This is a genomic window from Micromonospora sp. NPDC049114 (assembly GCF_040648635.1).
In the GTDB taxonomy this organism is placed as follows: domain Bacteria; phylum Actinomycetota; class Actinomycetes; order Mycobacteriales; family Micromonosporaceae; genus Micromonospora.
Genome location: NZ_JBEZEA010000006.1, coordinates 270,060 through 291,643 on the forward strand (window position 1 = coordinate 270,060; position 21,584 = coordinate 291,643).

Consider the following 21,584-nt stretch of genomic DNA (forward strand, 5'->3'; position numbering starts at 1 on the left):
AGGCGTTGTGCGAGTGTCCCTCCCGACCACGTCCGATGAGGCCAGCGAATATTCGCTGGCCTCATCGCTTTTGCGGCTGTCAGGCTCCCGGGCATGAGCATCACGATCACGTCCTTCGACGGCGCCGACCAGGCCGCGGTCGACGAGGCGTACCGGGTCGGGGCGGCGGCCAACGAGGTCGACCTCCCGGACTTCCCGCCCTTCTGCCGGCGTCGCTTCGACGCGCTGTTCCACACCCCGGCACCCGGCACCCGATCGCTCTGGGCATTGGCCCGGCTGGACGGGGTGCCGGCCGGATACCTCCAACTCGACCTGCCGCAGCTCGACAACACCGACAACGCCACCGCCGAGCTGACGGTGCGTCCCGACCTGCGGCGGCGCGGCGTCGGCCGGGCGCTGCACGAGTACGGGGTGCGCCTGCTGCGGGAGCACGGCCGCAAGCGGGTGGTCGCGATGACCGTCCGCGCGCTGCCCGGCGGTGCGGCCCGTTCCGGGGCGGGCGACGCGTTCGCCGCCTCGACCGGCGCGCAGTCCGCCCTGGCCGAGGTGCGTCGCCGGCTGGAGATCGCCGACATCGACCGACCTGCCCTGCGGGCGGCCCTGGCCGAGGCCCAGCCCCGCGCCGAGGGCTACCGGTCCGTCTCCTGGCAGGGAGCCACCCCGCCGGAGTACGTGGCGGACATCGCCTACCTGGACAGCCGACTGTTGATGGACGCGCCAATGGGTGACGTGCAGTGGGAGCCGGAGCAGGTGGACGCCGAGCGCATCCGGGGCAACGAGCGCGCGTTGGACGCCCGGGGCCGGCGGCGCTACCACCTCGGGATGCGGCACGAAGCGTCCGGTCGGCTGGTCGCCTGGACACTGCTCGACGTGGGCGCCTCCGCCGACTGGCACGCCTTCCAGCAGATCACCATCGTCGACCCGGCCCACCGTGGGCACCGCCTGGGCCTGATCGCCAAGGCGGAGAACCTGCACCACCTGCTCACCCACGAGCCGGCGGTACGCGTCATCGACACCTGGAACGCGGCCAGCAACAGCTACATGGTGGCGATCAACGAGCAGCTCGGCTTCCGCCCGGTGGACGCCTGGAACAACTGGCAGCTCACCGTCTGACGGGTATCGGCGCTACTGCTCGCCGACCGGACTCAGGCATGATGGCTGGCATGACGGAGACCCCGCATCCCCTGTACGACAGGCACGCCGACACCCTCAACCGTGCGCTGACCGCGATCACGGAGCGGGGCTACTGGTCCGCCTATCCCGAGTCCCCCAGCCCCCGCGTGTACGGCGAGACCGCCGCCGCCGACGGCAAGGCCGCCTTCGAGGCGTACCTGGGTGGTGATTTTCCGCTCGACCAGCCGGGCACCGGCGAGCGGATCGCCACCGAGACGAGCCCGTTCGGGGTCGAGCTGGCGGTGCGTTACCCGCACGCCGGCACCGACGAGCTGATCGCCGCCGCCTCCGCCGCGCTGCCGGCCTGGCGCGACGCCGGCCCGCAGGCCCGCGTGGGCGTGTGCCTGGAGATCCTCGACCGGCTGCACAAGAACATCTTCGAGCTGGCCAACGCGGTGCAGTTCACCAGCGGGCAGGCGTTCGTGATGGCCTTCCAGGCCGGCGGCGCCCACGCGCTGGACCGGGCGCTGGAGGCGCTGGCGTACGCGTACGCCGAGATGACCCGGCACCCCGGCACGGCCGGCTGGGAGAAGGCCGCCGGCAAGGGCGACCCGCTGCGGATGACCAAGACCTTCCACGTGGTCCCGCGTGGGGTGGCGCTGGTGATCGGCTGCAACACCTTCCCGACCTGGAACTCGTACCCCGGGCTGTTCGCCTCGCTGGTCACCGGCAACCCGGTGATCGTCAAGCCGCACCCGCGCGCGGTGCTGCCCCTGGCCATCACGGTGAAGTACGCCCGGGAGGTGCTCGCCGAGGCCGGCTTCGACCCGAACCTGATCATGCTGGCAGCCGAGGCGCCCGGCGAGAAGCTCGCCAGCGACCTGGCCCTGCACCGCTCCGTCAAGATCGTCGACTTCACCGGCTCCACCGAGTACGGCGACTGGCTGGAGACGCACGCCCGGCAGGCGTCGGTCTACACCGAGAAGGCCGGACTGAACACGGTGGTCATCGACTCCACCGACGACTTCGCCGGCATGTGCCGCAACCTCGGCTTCACCCTGACCCTCTACAGCGGCCAGATGTGCACCACCTCGCAGAACATCCTCATCCCCGCCGGTGGCATCGAGACCGACCAGGGCCACAAGAGCTTCGACGAGGTGGCCGGCGGGATCGCCGCGGCGGTCGGCAAGCTGACCGCCGACCCGGCCCGGGGCGTCGAGCTGACCGGCGCCATCGTCAACGACGGGGTGCTGGAGCGGCTGGCCGAGGTCACCAAGGTGGGTGAGCCGGTCCTGGAGTCACGGGCCGTGGCCCACCCGGCGTACGCCGACGCGGTGGTGCGTACCCCGACGATCGTCAAGCTGGCGGCGGACGACGCGGAGACGTACGGCCGGGAGTGGTTCGGGCCGATCTCGTTCGCCATCGCCACCGACTCCACCGCGCACAGCCTGGAGTTGCTGCGCCGGACGGTCGGCGAGAAGGGCGCGCTGACGGCCGGGGTCTACTCGACCGACGAGGCCGTGCTGGACGCGACCGAGGCGGTGGCGATCGAGGTCGGGGTGCATCTGTCCTGCAACCTCACCGGCGGGGTCTTCGTGAACCAGTCGGCGGCGTTCTCCGACTTCCACGGCAGCGGCGCCAACGCGGCGGCGAACTCGGCGCTCACCGACGGGGCGTACGTGGCCAACCGGTTCCGGATCGTGCAGTCGCGGCGGCCTGTCTGATTGTTGCGGTTGGGGTTTCCGGTGGTTGCGGTTGGGGTTTCCGGGGCAGCCCGCCCCGCTCCGGGCGGTCAGGCTTGATCCCTGCGCGGGGCGGGCTGCCCCGGAAACCCTGGCGTGGGCACTGTTGTCGCTCACGCATCCGGCTTTGGGAGACATCACCGGGGTTCTGCCTTGGGATGGGTTCTTTGTTTCCGGGGCGGTTCTCCTGGCTCCGGGTCGGTTGTCTTGGCTCCGGGGCGGTTCTTTGTTTCCGCGGCGGTTCTCTTGTTTTTAGGCGGGGCGGCGCATCTGTAGTTCGTTCAGCGCGGGGATCGTGGGGTGGGGGACCCGCACGCCGGTGTCGGTGAAGCCCAGCCGCTGGTAGGCCCGGTAGGCGCGGTCGTTGCCCACCACCACCTCCAGCAGCAGCTCCGGTCGGCCGCAGGCCCGCGACCAGGCGGCCACCCCGTCGATCAGCTCGCCGAGCAGCCCACTGCCCCGCCAGGCCGGCGTCACGTACACGGCGTAGATGACTGTCAACCCCGGGTCGTTCGGAGCGACCGTGCCACCGGCGTGCCCGACCAGACGGCCTCCCGGGTCCGCGACGAACTGCGCGTTGTGGGGGCCGACCGACGTGTACGCCACCCGCGCGGCGAACTCGCTGTGCGGTCGGGCCGCCGCGTCGGCCAGGGTCTCCAGGAAGGCCAACGGCGCGTCGGCGAGCATCTCCAGGCGCAGTGCCCGCATCCGGGCGGCGTCCTCCGGCCGGACCCGGTGGATCTCGGCCTGCCGAACGGCGGCTGAGCCGATATCGGTGGTCATGCCTGCATGCCTACCACAGGGGCCGGAGCTGCCTCGGGGCGTGGCCCGCCCCGCTGGCGGGCCGCCGAGGACCCCCGGGACCGGACGTCCGGGGCCCGTTCCGGCCCGTCCCGGGACCCGGTCGGGTCGCCCGGGAATACGCCCGATTTGGGGTCGTGCGCGGCCGTCACTCCTCGTGTAGCGTGCGATTTCGGTCACCCTTTCAGCGGCCGTCGTCGATCGCTGAGGCGGTGGTTCGAGGGCGTCCGGCCGTGCCGCGCGCCCGGGCAGGCAACGCTGCGCAAGAGTGAGGGAAGTGCACAGTGGCACAGGGTTCCGTGAAGTGGTTCAACGCCGAGAAGGGCTACGGCTTCATCGCCGTCGACGGCGGTCAGGACGTGTTCGTTCACTTCTCCGCGATCGAGATGGACGGCTACAAGGCGCTGGACGACGGCCAGCGGGTGGAGTTCGAGATCGCCCAGGGGCAGAAGGGCCCGCAGGCGGAACACGTACGCGTCATCGCCTGAGCGAATTCCCGGCCTCCTCGCTAGCGGATAGCCCCCGATCGGCTGACCGGTCGGGGCTGGCGGTGCGGACGCCCACCCGGGAAGATCGTGAGCCGTTCCAGCCGATGCTGAGGAGGGTTCATGACCGACCAGTCGCCCCCACCCACCACGCCCTCCGGGCCGGGTGAGCCGGGCCCGTCCGACCCCACCTCACCCGTCTCCGGCGCGGCTCCGGGCGGGTCACCGGCCTCCGGCGCAGACCCCGGGCCGCCCGCGACGCCGCCCGGATACGACGCCGGCCCCGCGATGCCGCCGGGCCCCACCCCCCAGGCCGGTCCGCCGGATCCCACCGCGCAGGGCGGTTGGGGTCCGCCGGCCGGGCCGCCGCCCGGTTGGGACCCCGCGCAGGGTGGCTGGGGTCCGCCGGCCGGGCCGCCGCCCGGTTGGGACCCGGCGCAGAGCGGCTGGGGTCCGGCCGGTGCGCCGCCGCAGGGTTGGGCCTATCCGCCCACCGGCGGCTACCCGCCCGGGGCGGGCCCCTACGGTGGGCAGCCGTGGTATCCGGGGGCGCCGGTCGGCTGGTACCCGCCGGGTCACGGGCTCGACCCGAACGACGCCCTGGTCACTCCGCCCGGCGCCGGCGTCGGGGCCTGGTTCGAGCGGTGCGGTGGCGCGCTGCGGCGGGGCTGGCGGCAGTTGGTGCCGATCATGCTGCTCACGCAGGTCCTGCCGGCGGCGGTGCTGTCCGTCGTCTCGCTGGGCCTGGACCCGTCGCCCGGCTGGGAGGCGCAGGCCGAGATGGACCCGGCCGCCGGACTGCCGGACAACTTCGCCGCCACCCTGGTAACCCTCGTCGCCGTGCTGGTCGGCGGCAGTCTGCTGATCGGTCTGGTGCAGGCCGTGGGGTGGGCCGCCGGCAGTTGGGTGATCACCCAGCAGGCGACCGGCCAGCCCGCCAGCGTCGACGCGGCGCTGCGGTACGGCCTGCGCCGGGCGCTCGGCCTGTGGGGCTGGACGTTGCTGGTCAGTGTGCTCATCGGTATCGGCTTCTGCTTCTGCGTCCTGCCGAGCATCTACCTGGCGTTCGCGTTGAGCATGGCCGGTCCGGTCTACCTGTTCGAGCGGCAGAACCCGATCGGCAGGTCGTTCGGGATGTTCCACGCTCGGCTCGGGCTGCTGCTCGGCCGGGTGGCACTGGTGGGCGGGGCTGTGATCGTCGGCACCGTGGTTCCGGGCGTCCTGGAGTCGGTGGGCACCACCGGGATCGGTACGGACCCGTTCGCGTCTCCGGGCACCGCGGTTCTGGCGGTGGCGGTGATCGGTGTCACGGCGGTGCTGGCGCTGCCGGCCCACCTCGCCCAGTTGATCGGCCTGCTGATCACGTACGCCGAGCAACGCGCCCATGAGGCGCCGGTGAACGGGGCCGCACTGGCTGCGGAACTCGGCTGAGCGGGTCCATCGTGCTTGCACTCGGCAGGTGAGAGTGCTAAACAAGTCATTGGCACTCGCATACCGTGAGTGCCAATGGTCGGGACGGTGGGGCCAGGTTGCCCGGGCGTGGAGACGCCGGGGCGGCACATGGCCGGTCGTCGCGGGCTATCCGGCCCGGCCGAAGGACGTCGTCGTCGCCAGGTGGCGACGTCCCAAGGTGCGTACACCAGGCGGCCCATCCGGGGGACACATCTCGGGTGGCCCGTGAGTGTCCAGGAGGACAACGCCGTATGGCCAAGATGATCGCTTTCGACGAAGAGGCTCGCCGCGGCCTCGAGCGGGGCATGAACCAGCTCGCCGACGCCGTAAAGGTGACCCTCGGCCCCAAGGGCCGCAACGTCGTGCTCGAGAAGAAGTGGGGTGCCCCCACCATCACCAACGATGGTGTGAGCATCGCCAAGGAGATCGAGCTCGAGGACCCGTACGAGAAGATCGGCGCCGAGCTGGTCAAGGAGGTCGCCAAGAAGACCGACGACGTCGCCGGTGACGGCACGACGACGGCGACCGTCCTGGCCCAGGCCCTGGTTCGCGAGGGCCTGCGCAACGTGGCCGCCGGCGCCAACCCGATGGCCCTGAAGCGGGGCATCGAGGCCGCGGTCGCGAGCGTCTCGGAGGAGCTGTCCAAGCTCGCCAAGGACGTCGAGACCAAGGAGCAGATCGCCTCCACCGCCTCCATCTCCGCTGGTGACTCCAGCGTCGGCGAGATCATCGCCGAGGCGATGGACAAGGTCGGCAAGGAAGGCGTCATCACCGTCGAGGAGAGCAACACCTTCGGGCTGGAGCTGGAGCTCACCGAGGGTATGCGCTTCGACAAGGGCTACATCTCGGCCTACTTCATGACCGACCCGGAGCGCATGGAGGCCGTCTTCGACGACCCCTACCTCCTGATCGTCAACAGCAAGATCTCGTCGGTCAAGGACCTGCTCCCGATCCTGGAGAAGGTCATGCAGGGCGGCAAGCCGCTGCTGATCATCGCCGAGGACATCGAGGGCGAGGCCCTGGCCACCCTGGTCGTCAACAAGGTCCGGGGCACCTTCAAGTCGGTCGCCGTCAAGGCGCCGGGCTTCGGTGACCGCCGCAAGGCCATGCTCGCCGACATCGCCATCCTCACCGGTGGCCAGGTCATCAGCGAGGAGGTCGGCCTCAAGCTGGACGCCGTCGGCGTCGACATGCTGGGCCGTGCCCGCAAGGTCGTGGTCACCAAGGACGAGACCACCATCGTCGACGGTGCCGGTGACGCCGAGCAGATCCAGGGCCGGGTCAACCAGATCCGGGCCGAGATCGACAAGAGCGACTCCGACTACGACCGCGAGAAGCTGCAGGAGCGGCTGGCCAAGCTGGCCGGTGGCGTTGCGGTGATCAAGGTCGGCGCGGCCACCGAGGTCGAGCTCAAGGAGCGCAAGCACCGCATCGAGGACGCCGTTCGCAACGCGAAGGCGGCCGTCGAGGAGGGCATCGTCCCGGGTGGTGGCGTCGCGCTGGTGCAGGCCGGCAAGACCGCCTTCGACAAGCTGGACCTGGTCGGCGACGAGGCGACCGGTGCCAACATCGTCAAGGTGGCGCTGGACGCCCCGCTGCGGCAGATCGCCGTCAACGCCGGCCTCGAGGGCGGCGTCGTGGTGGAGAAGGTCCGTAACCTCGAAGCGGGTCACGGCCTCAACGCCGCCAACGGCGAGTACGTCGACCTGCTGGCCGCGGGCATCATCGACCCGGCCAAGGTGACGCGCTCGGCGCTGCAGAACGCGTCGTCGATCGCCGCGCTGTTCCTCACCACCGAGGCCGTCGTCGCGGACAAGCCGGAGAAGACCCCGGCTGCCCCGGCTGGCCCGGGTGGCGGGGACATGGACTTCTGAGTCCAGTTCCGACACACCGAACGGGGCGGGCCGCTGACGCGGTCCGCCCCGTTCGTCGTCAGGTGGGCAGCGGGCGCTGGTTACGGCGTTTCTGCGCCCGGTCGTACGGCGGGAGCAGCTGGATCGGCGCGTCCACCATCTCCTGCGGTTCCTCGGCCAGCGGTTCGCCGTCGGTGGTCATCTCGGCCAGTTGCTCGGCGTCGCCGTAGTCGAGCCGGTCGAACGGGAGTTGGCCGGGCAGTTCGCCGACCGGTTTCCAGGTGATCGGCGGGCCGTCCTCGGTCTGGTCGTCATCCGTGGTCATGGCTGCCTCCTCTACCGAAACGGTAAGGGGCGTCGATGGCTCATGCGGGCGAATGGATTCATGTCCCATTTGCCCTCTCACGTCACCGGTAGGGTCCGCCGGTACAGGAAGAAGACCCGCTCGATCCGGGCACCCGCGCTGCCGGAGTAGAACGGCACCGGCCCCACCCAGCCGATCTGCGCCCGGTCCACCCCCGCCGCGCGCTGGTCACGCAGGCAACGTCGCAGCAGCACGCCGCCGATGCCCGAACCCTCGGCGGAGGGCGCGGTGCCCATCGGCCCGAACCAGCTCGGCCGGGACGACCCGTAGGCGGCGAAGCCCAGCACCTCACCCGCCCGCTCCGCGAGGTGGCAGCCGGCCCCGGCGCGGCCCACCGACCCGGCCAGCTCGCCGTCCCAGGTGCCACCGAAGGTGGACCGGGCGAACGCGGCCAGCGCCGGCAGGTCCGCGGGCTCCGCCCGGCGTACCGTGATGCCCTGCCCCGCCAGCCGTTGCTCCGCGGCCTCCGTGGACCGCAGGGCCGGTGACCCGTCGTACGACAGGTCGGCGGTCATGTTCCAGGCGGTCCGGTCCTGGTGGTAGCCGAGCGCCAGGGCGGCGCACACCGCCGGCGTGTACCGCACGTCGATGCCCGGCCAGGCGTAGTACGGCGGGTTCCCGGCCAGCAGCACCTCGGTGACGCCGCGCTGGCCGAGTGCCTGCTCGGCGCGCGACAGCAGCGCGCGACCCACCCCCCGGCGGCGCTGGTCGGGGAGCACCGCGACCAGGTCCACGTGCCCGATGCCCGCCTCGGTCGGCGACACCGAGCAGAGCAGCACCCCGACCAGGTCGTTCCCCCGGTACGCGCCCAGCCCCACCACCGCGCGGTCGGCGGCGGCCCGGGTCCACAGCACGTCCACGATGGCTGCCGCCTCGGCCGCGTCCTCGGGCAGGTCGAGCGCCTGCGCGCAGAGCCGCGCCACGGTGGGCGCGAGGTCGGGGCTCAGTTCGGCGACGGTGATCTCGGCGTCCATGGTCGCCGACCCTAGATCACCTGCCGGCGGTGACCGGCCCCGCCCTCGTTCACCCCTGGGCGGCGCGAACGGCTGCGTACGCGTCGACCTGGCCGGCGCCCGTGACGTTCGCCGGGCCGCCGCAGGCGTCGGTGGGGTTGTCGGAACGGTACGTCGGTTCGGCCGGCGTCGCGGTGTCCCGCAGGATCTGCCGGGTCCTGGTCAGGTCCCCGATCAGCGCCGGGTTCGCCGACCACATGAGCGCCACCACTCCCGCCACCTGCGGGGTCGCCATCGACGTGCCGTCCAGCGCCGCGTACCCGCCGCCGGGCATGGCCGACACCACGCCCACCCCGGGCGCCAGCACGTCAGGTTTGCCGATGCCGCCCGGCACCGGTCCGCGTGAGGAGAACTCGGCCACCCGCCGCTTCGCGTCCACCGCGCCCACGGTCAGCACGTTCGCGTACGGAGCGGGCGGGTCGTCGATCGACGCGCACCACGGGCCGGTGTTGCCGGCCGCGGCGACCACGAAGATCCCGGCGGCGTCCAGCGCCGTGGTGGCCGGGAGCAGGGCCTCCCGGTCGCAGCCCTCGATCGCCGGGCAGCCCCACGAGTTGGTCAGCACCTGCGGGGCGCGCTCGGGCCGGCCGTCGGTGAACGGATCACCGCCGGCCGGGAAGGGCGCCAGCATGAACTGGAGGCAGTCCAGGTAGTGCCCCGGGCTGCCCAGATTGCGGTCCAGATTGACGCAGCCGACCCACTGCGCGTCCGGGGCCACCCCGATGCCGTCCCGCCCGACCGCGCTGCCCGTCGTGTGGGTGCCGTGCCCGCCCTGGTCGTTCGGCGTTCGGGTGCCGTCCCACGGGTCGTACCAGGAGTCGTCCCCGCCCCGGAACCCGGCCCGCAGCGCCGGATGGCCGCCGTCCACGCCGGAATCGGAGCTGCCGACGACGATCCCCCTGCCGGTCACCCCCAGTTGGGACCAGACGCGGTCCGCGCCGAGCTGACGGATGTTCCACTCCGGGCCGGTCGGCGCAGGCGCGGTGCCCCGGCTCTGCCCGGCCGGGGCCGGCAGCGGCCGCAGGCGCTGACTGACCAGCACCCGGGCCACCTCGGGTCGCCGCGCGAGCCAGGCCCGTACGGCCGGGCCACCATCCACCTCGACCGCATTGACCAGGTAGTACGGCACCGGGTCGAGTCGTAGCCGGCTCGCCGTGCGGCGCAGGTCGGCCTGACTGCGGTCGGCGGTGGTGACCAGCAGCCGGTAGACCTCCGCCGCCCGGGCGTCCCGTCCGGCCTGCCCGGGAGCGCCGGCCGGGATGCCGCTCAGGTCGGCCTGCTCACGCAGCACGACCAGCAGCCGCTCCCCGTACAGGCCGGGTTGGCCGGGCCCGACGTCGACGACACCCACGGTCACCAGCAGGACCGCAGCGGCCAGCGCGGCGACCCGGCGACTCGGGGTGCGTGCCGTCGGGCGGGCCAGCAGCACCGCGTACCCGATGGCGACCAGTACCGCGACGGCGAGGCCGGCCCCGGCGGCGACCGCCACCCAGAACGGGACGTCCCGGGTGCCGATCAGCAGCAGGCTGATCTCTTCCGGGTCGGTGAAGGCCAGCGGGCCGAACGCGGCCAGGCCCACCAGCCAACCGGTCGCCGTCCGGCCGGCGCGTGCGGCGCCGGCCGGGTCGGCCGTCGGTCGCCAGGTCGCGGTCGGGCCGGCGGTGGGCTGCCCGGTCGCGGTCGGGTCGGCGGTGGGGCGGCCGGTCGCGGTCTGGTCGGCGGTCGGTCGCCAGGTCGCGGCGTACAGCGCGGCCAGCGCGAAGCCCGTCGGCGGCAGCGTCAGCAGGGCGGGCAACTGCGCGCCGGACTGGCCCGTCCCGGCCGCGAGCAGCAGCAGCGCCACCCCGGCCACCAGGCCACCGACCAGCACCAGGCGGGCCGGCCGGGGCGGCCGGCCGACCGCGAACCGGGACCAGAAGGTGGCGTCCAGCAGCACCGCCGCCAGCACGCCCAGCGCGGCGGCCGCCAGGCCCGCGAGGACGGTCTCCAGGAGCCCGCCGAGCGCGCCCAACCAGGCCCACGGCAGCAGCAGCGCCAACCCGGCGGCGACCGCGAGCAGCGGCACCGGCCCGGGCCGACGCGATCCACGCTGTCCCCGGACCGGCTCGGGGCCCCCGGCAGCCGACGGGGCGACGTCGACGCCCGCCTCGGGCCGTTCGATGGCCCGAGCTGTGGCGGCGTCGCCGTTCGGCACCGCACCGCCGAGACCGTCGCCGGCCCACGGCGCGGTGGCGTCCGGCGCGGTGCCGACGTTCGAGCCGGACGATCGTCGCGCCGACCAGGCCACGGTGAGCGCGCTGAGGGATGCGGCGGCGGCCAGCGCGGCGAGGTACGCCTCGTGGTGCACCGGCGGCACGACGCGCAGCGCCGTGAGCACCCCGAGCACGAGTGCCCCGACCAGCCAGACCCGCCCGGTGGCCCGGACCGTGGTCGAGCGGGGCAGCACGGCCAGCAGCAGGGCGGGCGTGCCCACCAGCACGACGACGGTCAGGCCGAGCACCGGCCAGAGCCAGCCCACCCGGTCCCGTCCGAAGCCGAGCAGCACCTGATCGGTGAGCCAGCCACCGGTCTGGGTGGCCACCGTGACCGCCACGGTCCAGCAGCCGACGAACACGGCCGCGACCACCGGCCACGGGGAGTTGCGGTCGCCGAGCCCGGGATGCGCAGGTTGACCATGCATCCGGAAACCCTACGACCACCCCGAGCAGTCGCGAATCGAAGAACCGCGCAGATCCTGGGACAGTTTCCGGCAGCCGCTGACGGAAACTGTCCAAGATCTTCCGCGGGGCGACGCGGAAGGAGGCGGGCTGCGCGGGCGGCGAATGCCGACCGGCCGGCACGGCGGTTACGGTGGATGGGTGCGTGACCCCAACATCTCCCGATCCGTCGCCGGGCAGCTCTCGCCGGTTCGCCGTACGGCCGACCTGCGCCGACTCCGCGCCGAGCGCTTCGACGTGCTGGTCATCGGGGGCGGGGTGACAGGTGCGGGCGCCGCCCTGGACGCGGCGTCCCGGGGCCTGAAGGTGGCCCTCGTCGAGGCCCGCGATTTCGCCTCGGGCACGTCGAGCCGATCCAGCAAGCTCATCCACGGTGGGCTGCGCTACCTGGAGCAGTTGGAGTTCCACCTGGTCCACGAGGCGCTGACCGAGCGGGGCCTGCTGGCGACCCGGCTCGCGCCGCACCTGGTCCGCCCGGTGCCGTTCCTGGTGCCGCTGCCGGCCGGCCGCGGCCTGCGGGACCTGCCCGCGCGGATCTTCCGCCGCTCGTACTACGGCGCGGGCGTGGCCACGTACGACGCCTTCGCCGGCCTCTTCGGCGGTGGCCGGGGCATGCCGCTGCACCGGCACCTGACCCGCGAGGGGGCCCGGCGGATCTTCCCGAGCCTGCGGGCCGACGCGCTGGCCGGGGCGATCCGCTACTACGACGGGCAGGTCGACGACGCCCGGCTGGTCGTCACCCTGGCCCGCACCGCGGCCAGCCTCGGCGCCACAGTGGTCAGCAGCGCCCGGGCCGTCGGGCTGATCCGGCAGGCGCGGGAGGTCACCGGCGTCCGGGTCCGCGACCTGGAGGCGCCCGCCGGGTCCCCGGACGCCGAGTTCGAGGTGCAGGCACGCACGGTCATTGCCGCCACCGGTGTGTGGAGCGACGACATGTCCCGGATGCTCAACGACGTGGGCCTGCGGCCCGGCGTCCGGGTGCGCGCCTCGAAGGGGGTGCACCTGGTGGTGCCCCGCTCGGCGATCACCGGCGAGACGGGGCTCATCCTGCGTACGGCACGGTCGGTGCTCTTCGTCATCCCGTGGGGCGGGCACTGGATCATCGGTACGACGGACACCGACTGGCGATTGGACAGATCCCACCCGGCGGCCTCGGCCAGCGACATCGACTATCTGTTGGAGCAGGTCAACACCGTGCTGGACCGGCCGTTGACCACCGCCGACATCGAGGGCGTCTACGCCGGGCTGCGGCCGTTGCTGGCCGGTGAGGCCGACTCCACGTCGAAGCTCTCCCGCGAGCACGCCGTGTTCGAGCCGATGCTCGGGCTGCTGCTGGTGGCCGGCGGTAAGTACACGACGTACCGGGTGATGGCGTCCGACGTGGTCGACCGGGCCGTACGCCGGTTGGGTGGCGCCCGCGCGTCGCGTACCGCCGACCTGCCGCTGCTCGGCGCGGACGGCTACCCGGCGATGTGGCGCGACCGGGCCGACCTGGCCCGCCGGCACGGCGTGCCGGTGGGCGTGGTGGAGCACCTGCTGGAGCGGTACGGCACCCTCACGCTCGACCTGCTGGCGCTGATCGACGCCGACCCGTTGCTGGCGTCCCCGCTGGCCGGTGCTCCGGAGTACCTGGCGGCGGAGGTCGCCTACGCGGCGCGGGCCGAGGGTGCGCTGCACCTGGAGGACGTGCTGACCCGACGGACCCGGATCTCCTTCGAGACCAGCCACCGTGGCCTGGAGTCGGCCGAGCACACCGCCGAGCTGATGGGCGCGGTGCTCGGGTGGGACGCGGCGAGGAGCGCCCGCGAGGTCGAGAACTACCGTGCGCGGGTGGAGGCGGAGCGGCAGTCCCAACTGATGCCGGACGACGCCGGGGCGGACGCGGCCCGACTGGGCGCACCTGACGTACGGGGTTACGCGGCGGACCGGGGTGACGACGACCAGGCCGAGCTGCGCCCCACGCCACAATGACCGAAAAGTAACGTTACCGAGTGGTAACTATCGATACCGGCCCGGATGGTGGTTTCGAACGCTACCTACGGTGGGGTAGGTTTCCGCGCGTGCTGTACCGCGCGCGCCCCCGTCTCCTCACCCCCCTTCTTGCCGTGGCGCTCGCCGCCGCCCTGGCCGGGTGTTCGCTGTTCGGCGGCGACGACGCCGACAAGCCGGTCGCCCAACCGCCGGCCGGCTCGGCCGCCGGTGTGCCGGCGCCCGAGATCCCGACGACAGTCGCCGCGGGCCAGGTCAGCCTGATCCAACGGCTCGGCGCCGACGCCCCGCTGCGCACGTTGAGCGTCGAGCGGGACGGCTCATGGCAGTGCCTCGACTGTGCCGGCGACGGGGTCACCTCCCGGGGCAGGCTGGCCGCGGAGCAGACCGAACGCCTCCAGGTCCTGCTCGCCGACCCCCGGCTCGCCGAGGAGACCGACCAGGTCCGGCGCTACCGGACCACCTGTATCGACGCGCTGACGTCCAGCCTGCTCACCTCGTCCGGGCTGGTCACCTCGCAGGACTGCCCGGGTGAGGAACGCCCGACGGTGGCGGGGGAGATCCTGTTGCTGCTCACCCAGGCGACACCCGCCGAGGTCAAGGGCTGACGCGGCCCGTCAGAGCACCTTGCCCGGGTTGAGCAGGCCGGCCGGGTCCAGCGCCGCCTTGATGGCCTGATGCACCCGGACGCCGACCGGGCCGATCTCGGCCGCCAGCCAGTCCCGCTTGAGCAGCCCCACCCCGTGCTCGCCTGTGCAGGTGCCCCCCAGGGCCAGGCCGAGCCGCATGATCTCGTCGAACGCCCGCCGGCCCCGCTCCACGCTCGCCGGGTCGGCCCGGTCGACGACGATGTTCGGGTGCATGTTGCCGTCCCCGGCGTGCCCCACCACACCGATCGGCACCTCGCAGTCCGCCGCGATCCGGGCCACCCCGTCCAGCAGTTCGGCGAGAGCGCCCCGCGGCACCGCCACATCGTCGATCACCAGGCCGCCGTTGCCACCCGGGTGGGTGTCGGCCGCGAACTTCTCCATCGCCGGGTGGGCCAGGCGGCGGGCCTGCAACAACGCCGCGGCCTCCAGTGCGTCGGTGGCCGCGTAGACCTCCTCGGCGCCAGCCGCCTCGCACACCTCGGCCAGGGCCGCCAGGTCGTCGCCCGCCCGGTCGCCGGTGTCGGCGGCGGCCAGCAACACCGCCTGCGCGTCGGTCCGCAGCCCCATCGGCTGGTACGCCTCGATCGCCCGCAGGTGGGTCTGGTCCAGCAGTTCCAGCAGGCTGGGCGTGAGGCCCCGCGCGGCGATCCGGGCCACCGCCGTGCCGGCCGCCGCCGTGGAGCCGAAGACCGCCACCAGGGTCAGCGAGTCGGCCGGGGCCGGCCGCAGCGCCACGGTCACCTCGGTGATCACCCCGAGGGTGCCCTCCGAGCCGACGAAGAGCCGCGTCAGGTCGTAGCCGGCCACCCCCTTGGCGGTACGCCGCCCGGTGCGCAGCACCTCGCCGGAGGCGAGCACCACCTCCAGGCCGAGCACGTACTCGGTGGTCACGCCGTACTTCACGCAGCACATGCCGCCGGCGTTGGTGGCCACGTTGCCGCCGATCGTGGACGACTCCCAGGAGCCGGGGTCCGGCGGGTACCAGAGGCCCTGCCTGGCGACCGCCGCGGCGAGCGCGGCGTTGACCACGCCGGGCTGGACCACAGCGATACGGCCCACCGGGTCGATCTCGCGGATCTCGTCCATCGCGACGGTGCTGATCACCACCGCGCCGTCCACCGCGTTCGCCGCGCCGGCCAGCCCGGTCCGCGCGCCCTGCGGCACCACAGGTACGCCGTGCCGTGCCGCCGCCCGGATCACCGCCACCACCTGCTCGGTGGTGCGGGGGCGGGTCACCACTGCCGGGACTCCGGCGGCGCAGAGGTCGGCCTCGTCGCGCTGGTGCAGGCGCAGCAGGTCCGGGTCGGTGAGCACGGCGTTCTCGCCCAGGGCGGCGCGCAGGTCGTCGAGGAGTCCGGTGGGGGCCATGCCGCCGAGGCTAGGTCGCCGACCACCGATCATCAACGCGGGCTAGCTTGGGCACCATGCTCTACCTGGACCGGCCGGCCTGGCCGTGGCGCGGTCGACTCTGGTCGCACCTGATCAGCGACGTCTCCTACGCCGAGTTGCACGCCTTCGCCGAGGCGCTTGGCGCACCCCGGCGCGGCTTCGACCGGGACCACTACGACATCCCGGCCGACCGGTTCGCGGCGGCGGTGTGGCTCGGGGCCCGGGTGGTGCCGAGCCGGGAACTCGTCAGGTTGCTGCGCGACGCGGGACTGCGTCGCCCGAAGCACCTCGTCACGCCGGGTTCGTCGGCGATCCGCTGAGTGCGGCCAGCTCACGGCGCAGGTTGTCGCGGGCCGGCTGCTCCCACCGGTCGGCGAGCGGCGGCAGCCGGAACAGCGCGGGCAGCGCCAGCAGCCCGGTGAGCACGGTGGCCCGTCCCGTCCGGAAGGCCGGATCGGGCACGTGCGCGTACTCCCGCCGGATCGCCGCCGCGTAGCTGTCGTAGGCGGCCGGCGGTCCGGCCAGCACGGCGAGGTCCGCGTCACAGAGCAGGGCGCCGTCGGGGTCGCCAGGGCCCACGGCGTGCCCGGCGGTGAGCAGGACCAACCGGCGCACCTCGGCCACCGCGGGCGCCGGCACCCCGAGGCCGGTGAGCAGGTGCCCGGCCAGCGCGGCACTGTCCCGCTCGTTGGTGTCGCCGGGGGCCCGCGGGTCGTAGACCGCGTCGTGGCACCAGGCGGCCAACCGGACCAGGTCGGGTCGGTCGGCCGACGCGGCGTGCCGGTCCACCACATCGAGGACGGCGCTCAGGTGCGCCACCGTGTGGTACTGCCGGTGCGGCTCCCGCCACCGGGCCAGCAGCTCCTCCCCGGCCCGGGTGGAGCGCTCGTCGGGTCTCGCCCCGGCGTCACGGGCCGCCGCCCGCCACCGGTCCAGCAGATCGGCCACCGCCCGAGTCTGCCGCATCCGTGCGCCGCACGCGGGAGAGAGGATTCAGGGCCCCCGCCACGGGTAGTCGCGCCCATGGCGGTGGCCCGGGACAAGAAACCTCCGGTGGTACGGCGTACCCCGCTGCGCGAGGGCCTGGTGGACGTCGACGGGGCGCGCATCGCCGAGGCCACCCAGCAACTGCGGCACCGCGGCCGGGCCACCCTGCACGACCGGCTGCACCGGGTGCGGATGGCGGGTGGGCTGGCCGTCCAGGCCGGGTTGGCGGCCGGGCTGGCGTACCTCGTCTCGCACAAGTTGCTCGGCAACCCGCAGCCGGTCTTCGCGCCGATCTCCGCGGTCGGCACGCTCGCCGCGTCGGTCGGGCAGCGGTTCCGCCGGACCGTCGAGCTGATCGTCGGGGTGGGCGTCGGGGTGTTCGTCGGCGACCTCCTGATCTACTTCCTCGGCACCGGGGCGTGGCAGCTCGGCCTGGTGGTCACGGTGGCGATCCTGCTCACCATCTTCGCCGGGGCGAGCGTGGCCATCGTCATCCAGGCCGCCGCCACGGCGGTGCTGATCGTGACGTTGAGCCCGTCCACCCAGAACCTGGAGATCCCCCGCTTCGTCGACGCCTTTCTCGGCGGCGGCATCGCGCTGCTGGTGACGGCTGTCCTGTTGCCGCTGAACCCACTGCGTGTGATCAACCGGGCCGCCCGGCCGGCGCTGGACCTGCTCGCCGCCCAGCTCGACGCCACCGCCGACGGGCTGCGCGACCGGGACCGGGCCGGCATCCAGCGGGCGCTGGAGCGGCTGCGCAACAACAAGGACGAGCTGGCCACCCTGGCCGAGGCGATCGAGGGCGCGAAGGAGACGGCCACCCTGTCGCCGGCCCGCTGGCACCGCCGCGGCGAGCTGATCCACTACGCGGAGGCGGCCGACCCGATCGACCGCGCCATGCGTAACAGCGGCACGCTGATCCGCCGGTCCGTCACCCTGATCGAGGACGACGAGCCGGTGCCGGATCCGATGCCGGACGCGATCGGCCACCTCGCCGAGTCGGTCCGGCTGCTCAAGCACGAGTTCGCGGCGGGCGAGGAGCCGCAGAAGGCACGGGAGCGCTCGCTGCGGGCCGTCAGCGAGGCCGGCCGGGCGTACGGGGCGGGGGTCGGCTTCTCCGGGAGTGTCGTGATCGCCCAGATCCGGACCACGGCGAGTGACCTGCTGGTGGCCTCCGGGGTCGAGCAGGAGGAGGCGAACCGGTGGATCCGGACGGCCTTCGGGGAGCAGGAACGGCCGATCGGCGAACCGGCCGAGCCGGGCGAGGCGCCGAAGCCACCCACCGCCCCGCCGGTCGGCTGAGCGCGGGGCGGCGGGGCGTCCGGGGCAGGGACTCAGCCCGGCGCAGGCGCAGGCGCAGGCCAGCTCGGCTCAGGCCAGCTCGGCGAGCGCGGCCAGTAGGCGGTCGACCTGGGCGGCGGTGCTGCCCAGGCCGATGCTGGCGCGCAACGCGGTCGGCGGAAGATCCCGCCGGCCGGTACGCCCGGCGGCCTCGCCGAGCAGCCGCCGGGCCAGCGGGTGGGCGCAGAACAACCCGTCCCGGACGCCGATCCGGTGTTCGGCGGCCAGTCGGGCGGCCACCGCGGCGGAGTCCCGGCCGGCGACCACGAACGAGACGATGCCGACCCGGGGCGCGTCGGGGCCGAACGTGCGCAACTCCACCACGTGCGGCAGGGCGGCGAGGCCGGTGCGCAGCCGGGCCAGCAGCGCCTGTTCCCGGGCGGCCAGCGCCACCCGGTCGGCGTCGGCCAGCGCCGCGCACACCGCCGCCAGCGCCACCGCGCCCAGCAGATTCGGGGTGCCGCCCTCGTGTCGGGCCGGGCCGTTCGCCCAGGTCACGTCGTGGGTGGCCGGCCCGACGTGGCTGGTGGCGCCGCCGCCGGCGAGGTACGGCGCGGCGGCGTCCAACCAGTCCGTGCGGCCGATGAGCACACCCGTGCCGAACGGGGCGTACAGCTTGTGGCCGGAGACGGCCAGGTAGTCCACGTCGAGCGTGTGCATGTCGACCGGGGCGTGCGGGGCGAGCTGCGCGGCGTCGAGGACGATCCGGGCGTTGTGCCGGTGGGCCACCCGGGCCAGCTCGGCGACCGGCCACAGCTCCCCGGTCACGTTGCTCGCCCCGGTCACGGCGACCAGCACCGGCAGCGCGGGATTGCTGTCGCGGCGCAGCTCGGTGAGGGCGGCGGCGAGAGCGCGGACCGCCCCGCCCGGGTCGGCGGGCACTGGCAGGCGCACCGAGCCGCGTGGCCAGGGCAGCAGGTTGGCGTGGTGCTCGCCCGCGAAGGTGACGACTGTCGTGCCGGCGGGCAGCGCCCGGGCCAGCAGGTTGAGGGCGTCGGTGGTGTTCCGGGTGAAGATCACGTGGTCGTCGGCGCGGGCGCCGAAGAAGTCGCCTACCGTCTGCCGGGCCCGCTCGTAGGCCAGGGTGCAGCGCCGCGACAGCGCTCCCGCGCCGCGGTGCACGCTGGCGTACCAGGGGAGCAGTTCGGTGACCGCGTCGGCCGCGGCCCGCGCGCACGGCGCGGTGGCCGCGTAGTCGAGGTTGATCTCGCCGGGTACGCCGAGCACGTCGAGCGCCGCCGACGGCTGGGGCGCGACGGTGGGCAGGGCGGGCAGCGAGGGTACGAGGGTGACGGACACGCCGGAACCTCCGGGGTCAGGGACCCCGGGTGTGGCCTCGGGACGGGGTCCGCGCTTGCCCAGCACGCCGATCGGGCTGGGCCCGGTCATCACCCGGGGCACCCCACCGCGAACTCGACGAGGGTTGCCGGCCAGCAAGCCGGGGCTTGACGCTGGCGCTCGTGACCTGCCGGCAGCATAGCGGCTGTGGATGCGGCCGAACCAGCCGGCGGCGGATGGCTACGCTGACCGCATGGCCGACACCCCGCCCGGTGCACCCCTACCGTCGCCGCCGCACCCGCCGGCGGCCCCGCCCGTCGGCGGGTCAACCGGGATCCCGCCGCGCCGCTTCGGCTGGCTGCGGTTCCTGGTGCTGGCCGGGGTGGTGCTGTTCATCGCGGCGTGCGCGGTCTTCATGGTCATCACCCTCGGCCAGTCGCTGGGCGTACAGGCGCTGCTGGTCGGGGTGGGCGCCGCGATCCTGCCGGTGCCGGTGCTCGTCGCGTGCTTCCTCTGGCTCGACCGCTACGAACCGGAGCCCCTGAAATACCTGATCTTCTGCTTCGCGTGGGGCGCGTTCGTCTCCACCGCCGCCTCGTTGAAGGTGAACGAGTTCGCCGCCGGGCGGTTCGCCGACTGGGGGCTGCCGGACGCGCTGACCGGCGTGCTGGTGGCGCCGTTCATCGAGGAGCTGACCAAGGCGCTCGGCCCGATCCTGCTGCTGGTGTTCCGGCGGCGGGAGTGGTCCGGGATCACCGACGGCCTGGTCTACTGCGGGCTCTCCGCGGTCGGCTTCGCGATGGTGGAGAACATCCTCTACCTGGGCGGGTACGGCTATGCGGCCGGCGCCGACCGGTACGGCCCGGCGACCGGCGCCCAGCAGGTGATCGCCATCTTCATCGTGCGGATCCTCCTGTTCGGGTTCGCCCACCCCCTCTTCACCTCGATGACCGGTGTGGGGCTCGGTGTCGCCGCCCGGACGGCCGACCGGCGGGTCCGGGTGCTCGCTCCGATCGCCGGCCTGCTGCTGGCGATGATGCTGCACGGCACGTGGAACCTGCTGCCGACGCTGACCCAGGCCACCGGCGAGGCCGTGATCATGCTGTACGGCTTCCTGGGTCTGATGGTGCCGGTGTTCTTCGGCGTGGTCGGGCTGGCCGTGTGGCTGCGCGCCTGGGAGGGGCGGCTCACCGAGCGGACGCTGCCCGACTACGTGCGCGCCGGCTGGTTGAGCCCGCCCGAGGTGGCCGCGCTGAGCAGCCTGGGCCGTCGGCATGCCGCCCGTAGCTGGGCACGCCGGGTCGCCGGGGACGCCGGGGTGCGGGCGATGCGCGGATACCAGCTCGCCGCGACCCGGCTGGCCCTGCTGCGCGACGGGACGCTTCGTGGTCTGGACCGGAAGCCCGCTGACCGGGAGCGGACGTTCGCCGAGGAGCGGCAACTGCTGGAGGCGATCACCGCGTACCGGTCGTACTTCGTGGGTCGCGACCCCCAGGCCCCGGTGGGTGTCTGGGACGGCAGCCGTTACCACCTGCGCTTCCCGGACGGTACGCAGCGACCGGTGGACGCGCCCGACGAGCCGGTCGTGCCGATCCCGGTGGTGCTCGCCCCGCCGCCGCCTCCGATGGGCTACGCGCCGCCCAACTGGCACGGTCTGCGCCCCGCAGCGCCGTGGCCGCCGCCCGGTCACCCCTGACGGCGGTCGGCGGGCTCAGGTCATCAGCGTGGTGAGGAAGTCACCGAGCCCCTGCGCCATCGCGATCAGCGCGGCCCCGATCGCCTTGAACATCTGCGCGGCGCCGTCCGGGCGGAACGCCATGAAGTAGATCAGGAACGCGACGCTGCCCCAGGTCAGCAGTTTCTTCACGAATACCGGCATCGTCCCTCCCCAGGGCCCACGGTCGCCGGCTGGCTTCCCGCGCCACGGGCTGGCAAACGGCGCGGTGGCGTCCGCCGGCCAGGGGAGGTGCGTCAGAGATAGAGACCTGTGGAATCGTTCTCGATCCGCTCGGCGGCCACGGCGTGCACGTCGCGCTCCCGCAGCAGCACGTACCCGCGGCCGTGCAGCTCGACCTCGGAACGGTCGTCCGGGTCGAAGAGGACCCGGTCACCGGAGACGATGGCGCGGACGTTCGGCCCCACGCCGACCGCGGTGGCCCACGCGAGGCGCTTGCCGACCGCGGCGGTCGCCGGGATGACGATGCCCGCGGTGGAACGGCGCTCGCCCTCGCTGCCGTCCATGCGTACCAGCACGCGGTCGTGCAGTAGGCGGATCGGCAGGCCGGCGTCGAGATCGTTGTCGGCGGTCACGCCGCAGAGGCTACCGTGTGGCCGACGGGGGCCGGCCGGTGGTTACGCAGGAGATGGTCGGGGCAATGTGTGGCTGAACTGTCCTACGGTGTCGGGAACG

At 73.5% G+C, this 21,584-nt stretch carries 19 protein-coding genes and 1 riboswitch; of the genes, 10 read left to right on the forward strand and 9 right to left on the reverse strand.

Going from position 1 to position 21,584, the window contains the following annotated elements; genetic code table 11:
- The first annotated feature begins 93 nt into the window (after positions 1-93).
- Positions 94-1,113, forward strand: coding sequence for a GNAT family N-acetyltransferase (locus AB0B39_RS19855; RefSeq protein WP_357575006.1), 1,020 nt, complete (start codon positions 94-96; stop codon positions 1,111-1,113).
- A gap of 50 nt (positions 1,114-1,163) precedes the next feature.
- Complete coding sequence (paaN, locus tag AB0B39_RS19860; protein WP_357575007.1) at positions 1,164-2,837, forward strand: phenylacetic acid degradation protein PaaN; 1,674 nt, start codon at positions 1,164-1,166, stop codon at positions 2,835-2,837.
- A 270-nt stretch (positions 2,838-3,107) separates the two neighbouring features.
- Here the strand turns inward: paaN and AB0B39_RS19865 are convergent, their stop codons facing one another.
- Positions 3,108-3,638: a GNAT family N-acetyltransferase gene (locus AB0B39_RS19865; RefSeq protein WP_357494837.1), complete on the reverse strand. Its 531-nt coding sequence runs from the start codon at positions 3,636-3,638 to the stop codon at positions 3,108-3,110.
- Positions 3,639-3,940: 302 nt separating this feature from the next.
- On the opposite strand from AB0B39_RS19865, the gene AB0B39_RS19870 reads away from it, so the two are divergent.
- From AB0B39_RS19870 to groL, 3 genes are all read left to right on the forward strand, one after another.
- Positions 3,941-4,144, forward strand: a complete 204-nt coding sequence (locus AB0B39_RS19870) for a cold-shock protein (protein ID WP_088950422.1) — start codon at positions 3,941-3,943, stop codon at positions 4,142-4,144.
- 120 nt (positions 4,145-4,264) lie between these two features.
- Positions 4,265-5,572 carry a hypothetical protein gene (locus AB0B39_RS19875; protein ID WP_357575008.1) on the forward strand — a complete coding sequence of 436 codons (1,308 nt, stop codon included), beginning with the start codon at positions 4,265-4,267 and terminating at the stop codon, positions 5,570-5,572.
- Positions 5,573-5,844: 272 nt separating this feature from the next.
- Entirely contained in the window at positions 5,845-7,467 is a 1,623-nt protein-coding gene (gene groL / locus AB0B39_RS19880) for a chaperonin GroEL (RefSeq protein WP_234583311.1), read from the forward strand.
- A 58-nt stretch (positions 7,468-7,525) separates the two neighbouring features.
- Here the strand turns inward: groL and AB0B39_RS19885 are convergent, their stop codons facing one another.
- The 3 genes from AB0B39_RS19885 to AB0B39_RS19895 form a co-directional block, all read right to left on the reverse strand.
- Entirely contained in the window at positions 7,526-7,771 is a 246-nt protein-coding gene (locus AB0B39_RS19885; RefSeq protein WP_234583310.1) for a hypothetical protein, read from the reverse strand.
- A gap of 77 nt (positions 7,772-7,848) precedes the next feature.
- On the reverse strand, positions 7,849-8,784 hold the full coding sequence (locus AB0B39_RS19890) for a GNAT family N-acetyltransferase (RefSeq protein ID WP_357494833.1): 936 nt from the start codon (positions 8,782-8,784) through the stop codon (positions 7,849-7,851).
- A 49-nt stretch (positions 8,785-8,833) separates the two neighbouring features.
- The gene (locus tag AB0B39_RS19895) at positions 8,834-11,503 is read right to left on the reverse strand and encodes a S8 family serine peptidase (protein WP_357575009.1); all 2,670 of its coding nucleotides are present in this window, start codon (positions 11,501-11,503) and stop codon (positions 8,834-8,836) included.
- A gap of 193 nt (positions 11,504-11,696) precedes the next feature.
- On the opposite strand from AB0B39_RS19895, the gene AB0B39_RS19900 reads away from it, so the two are divergent.
- A complete protein-coding gene (locus tag AB0B39_RS19900; RefSeq protein ID WP_234588354.1) occupies positions 11,697-13,511 on the forward strand; it encodes a glycerol-3-phosphate dehydrogenase/oxidase in 1,815 nt (604 codons plus the stop codon).
- An 89-nt stretch (positions 13,512-13,600) separates the two neighbouring features.
- A complete protein-coding gene (locus AB0B39_RS19905; protein ID WP_357494829.1) occupies positions 13,601-14,137 on the forward strand; it encodes a hypothetical protein in 537 nt (178 codons plus the stop codon).
- 9 nt (positions 14,138-14,146) lie between these two features.
- On the opposite strand, the gene AB0B39_RS19910 is transcribed toward AB0B39_RS19905, so the two are convergent.
- A complete protein-coding gene (locus AB0B39_RS19910) occupies positions 14,147-15,547 on the reverse strand; it encodes an FAD-linked oxidase C-terminal domain-containing protein (protein ID WP_357494827.1) in 1,401 nt (466 codons plus the stop codon).
- Positions 15,548-15,603: 56 nt separating this feature from the next.
- Here AB0B39_RS19910 and AB0B39_RS19915 point away from each other — a divergent pair, with 56 nt between their 5' ends.
- Entirely contained in the window at positions 15,604-15,888 is a 285-nt protein-coding gene (locus tag AB0B39_RS19915) for a DUF4031 domain-containing protein (RefSeq protein WP_357575010.1), read from the forward strand.
- Here the strand turns inward: AB0B39_RS19915 and AB0B39_RS19920 are convergent.
- A complete protein-coding gene (locus AB0B39_RS19920) occupies positions 15,860-16,516 on the reverse strand; it encodes a metal-dependent phosphohydrolase (RefSeq protein WP_357494823.1) in 657 nt (218 codons plus the stop codon). The genes AB0B39_RS19915 and AB0B39_RS19920 overlap by 29 nt on opposite strands.
- A 138-nt stretch (positions 16,517-16,654) precedes the next feature.
- Here AB0B39_RS19920 and AB0B39_RS19925 point away from each other — a divergent pair, with 138 nt between their 5' ends.
- On the forward strand, positions 16,655-17,857 hold the full coding sequence (locus tag AB0B39_RS19925) for an FUSC family protein (protein WP_357575053.1): 1,203 nt from the start codon (positions 16,655-16,657) through the stop codon (positions 17,855-17,857).
- 69 nt (positions 17,858-17,926) lie between these two features.
- Here the strand turns inward: AB0B39_RS19925 and AB0B39_RS19930 are convergent, their stop codons facing one another.
- Entirely contained in the window at positions 17,927-19,162 is a 1,236-nt protein-coding gene (locus AB0B39_RS19930) for an aminotransferase class V-fold PLP-dependent enzyme (protein WP_357575054.1), read from the reverse strand.
- Between the two features lie 79 nt (positions 19,163-19,241).
- Positions 19,242-19,362, reverse strand: a riboswitch (SAM riboswitch).
- 23 nt (positions 19,363-19,385) lie between these two features.
- Between AB0B39_RS19930 and AB0B39_RS19935 the strand changes: the two genes are divergently transcribed.
- Positions 19,386-20,870 carry a PrsW family intramembrane metalloprotease gene (locus AB0B39_RS19935; RefSeq protein WP_357575011.1) on the forward strand — a complete coding sequence of 495 codons (1,485 nt, stop codon included), beginning with the start codon at positions 19,386-19,388 and terminating at the stop codon, positions 20,868-20,870.
- A 15-nt stretch (positions 20,871-20,885) separates the two neighbouring features.
- Here AB0B39_RS19935 and AB0B39_RS19940 read toward each other — a convergent pair whose 3' ends face one another.
- Together AB0B39_RS19940 and AB0B39_RS19945 are read right to left on the reverse strand one after the other, a co-directional pair.
- Positions 20,886-21,053 (reverse strand): hypothetical protein, encoded by a 168-nt coding sequence (locus AB0B39_RS19940; protein WP_234588321.1) that lies wholly within the window; start codon positions 21,051-21,053, stop codon positions 20,886-20,888.
- A gap of 92 nt (positions 21,054-21,145) precedes the next feature.
- Positions 21,146-21,484 (reverse strand): co-chaperone GroES, encoded by a 339-nt coding sequence (locus tag AB0B39_RS19945; protein ID WP_234588322.1) that lies wholly within the window; start codon positions 21,482-21,484, stop codon positions 21,146-21,148.
- Positions 21,485-21,584: the final 100 nt, after the last annotated feature.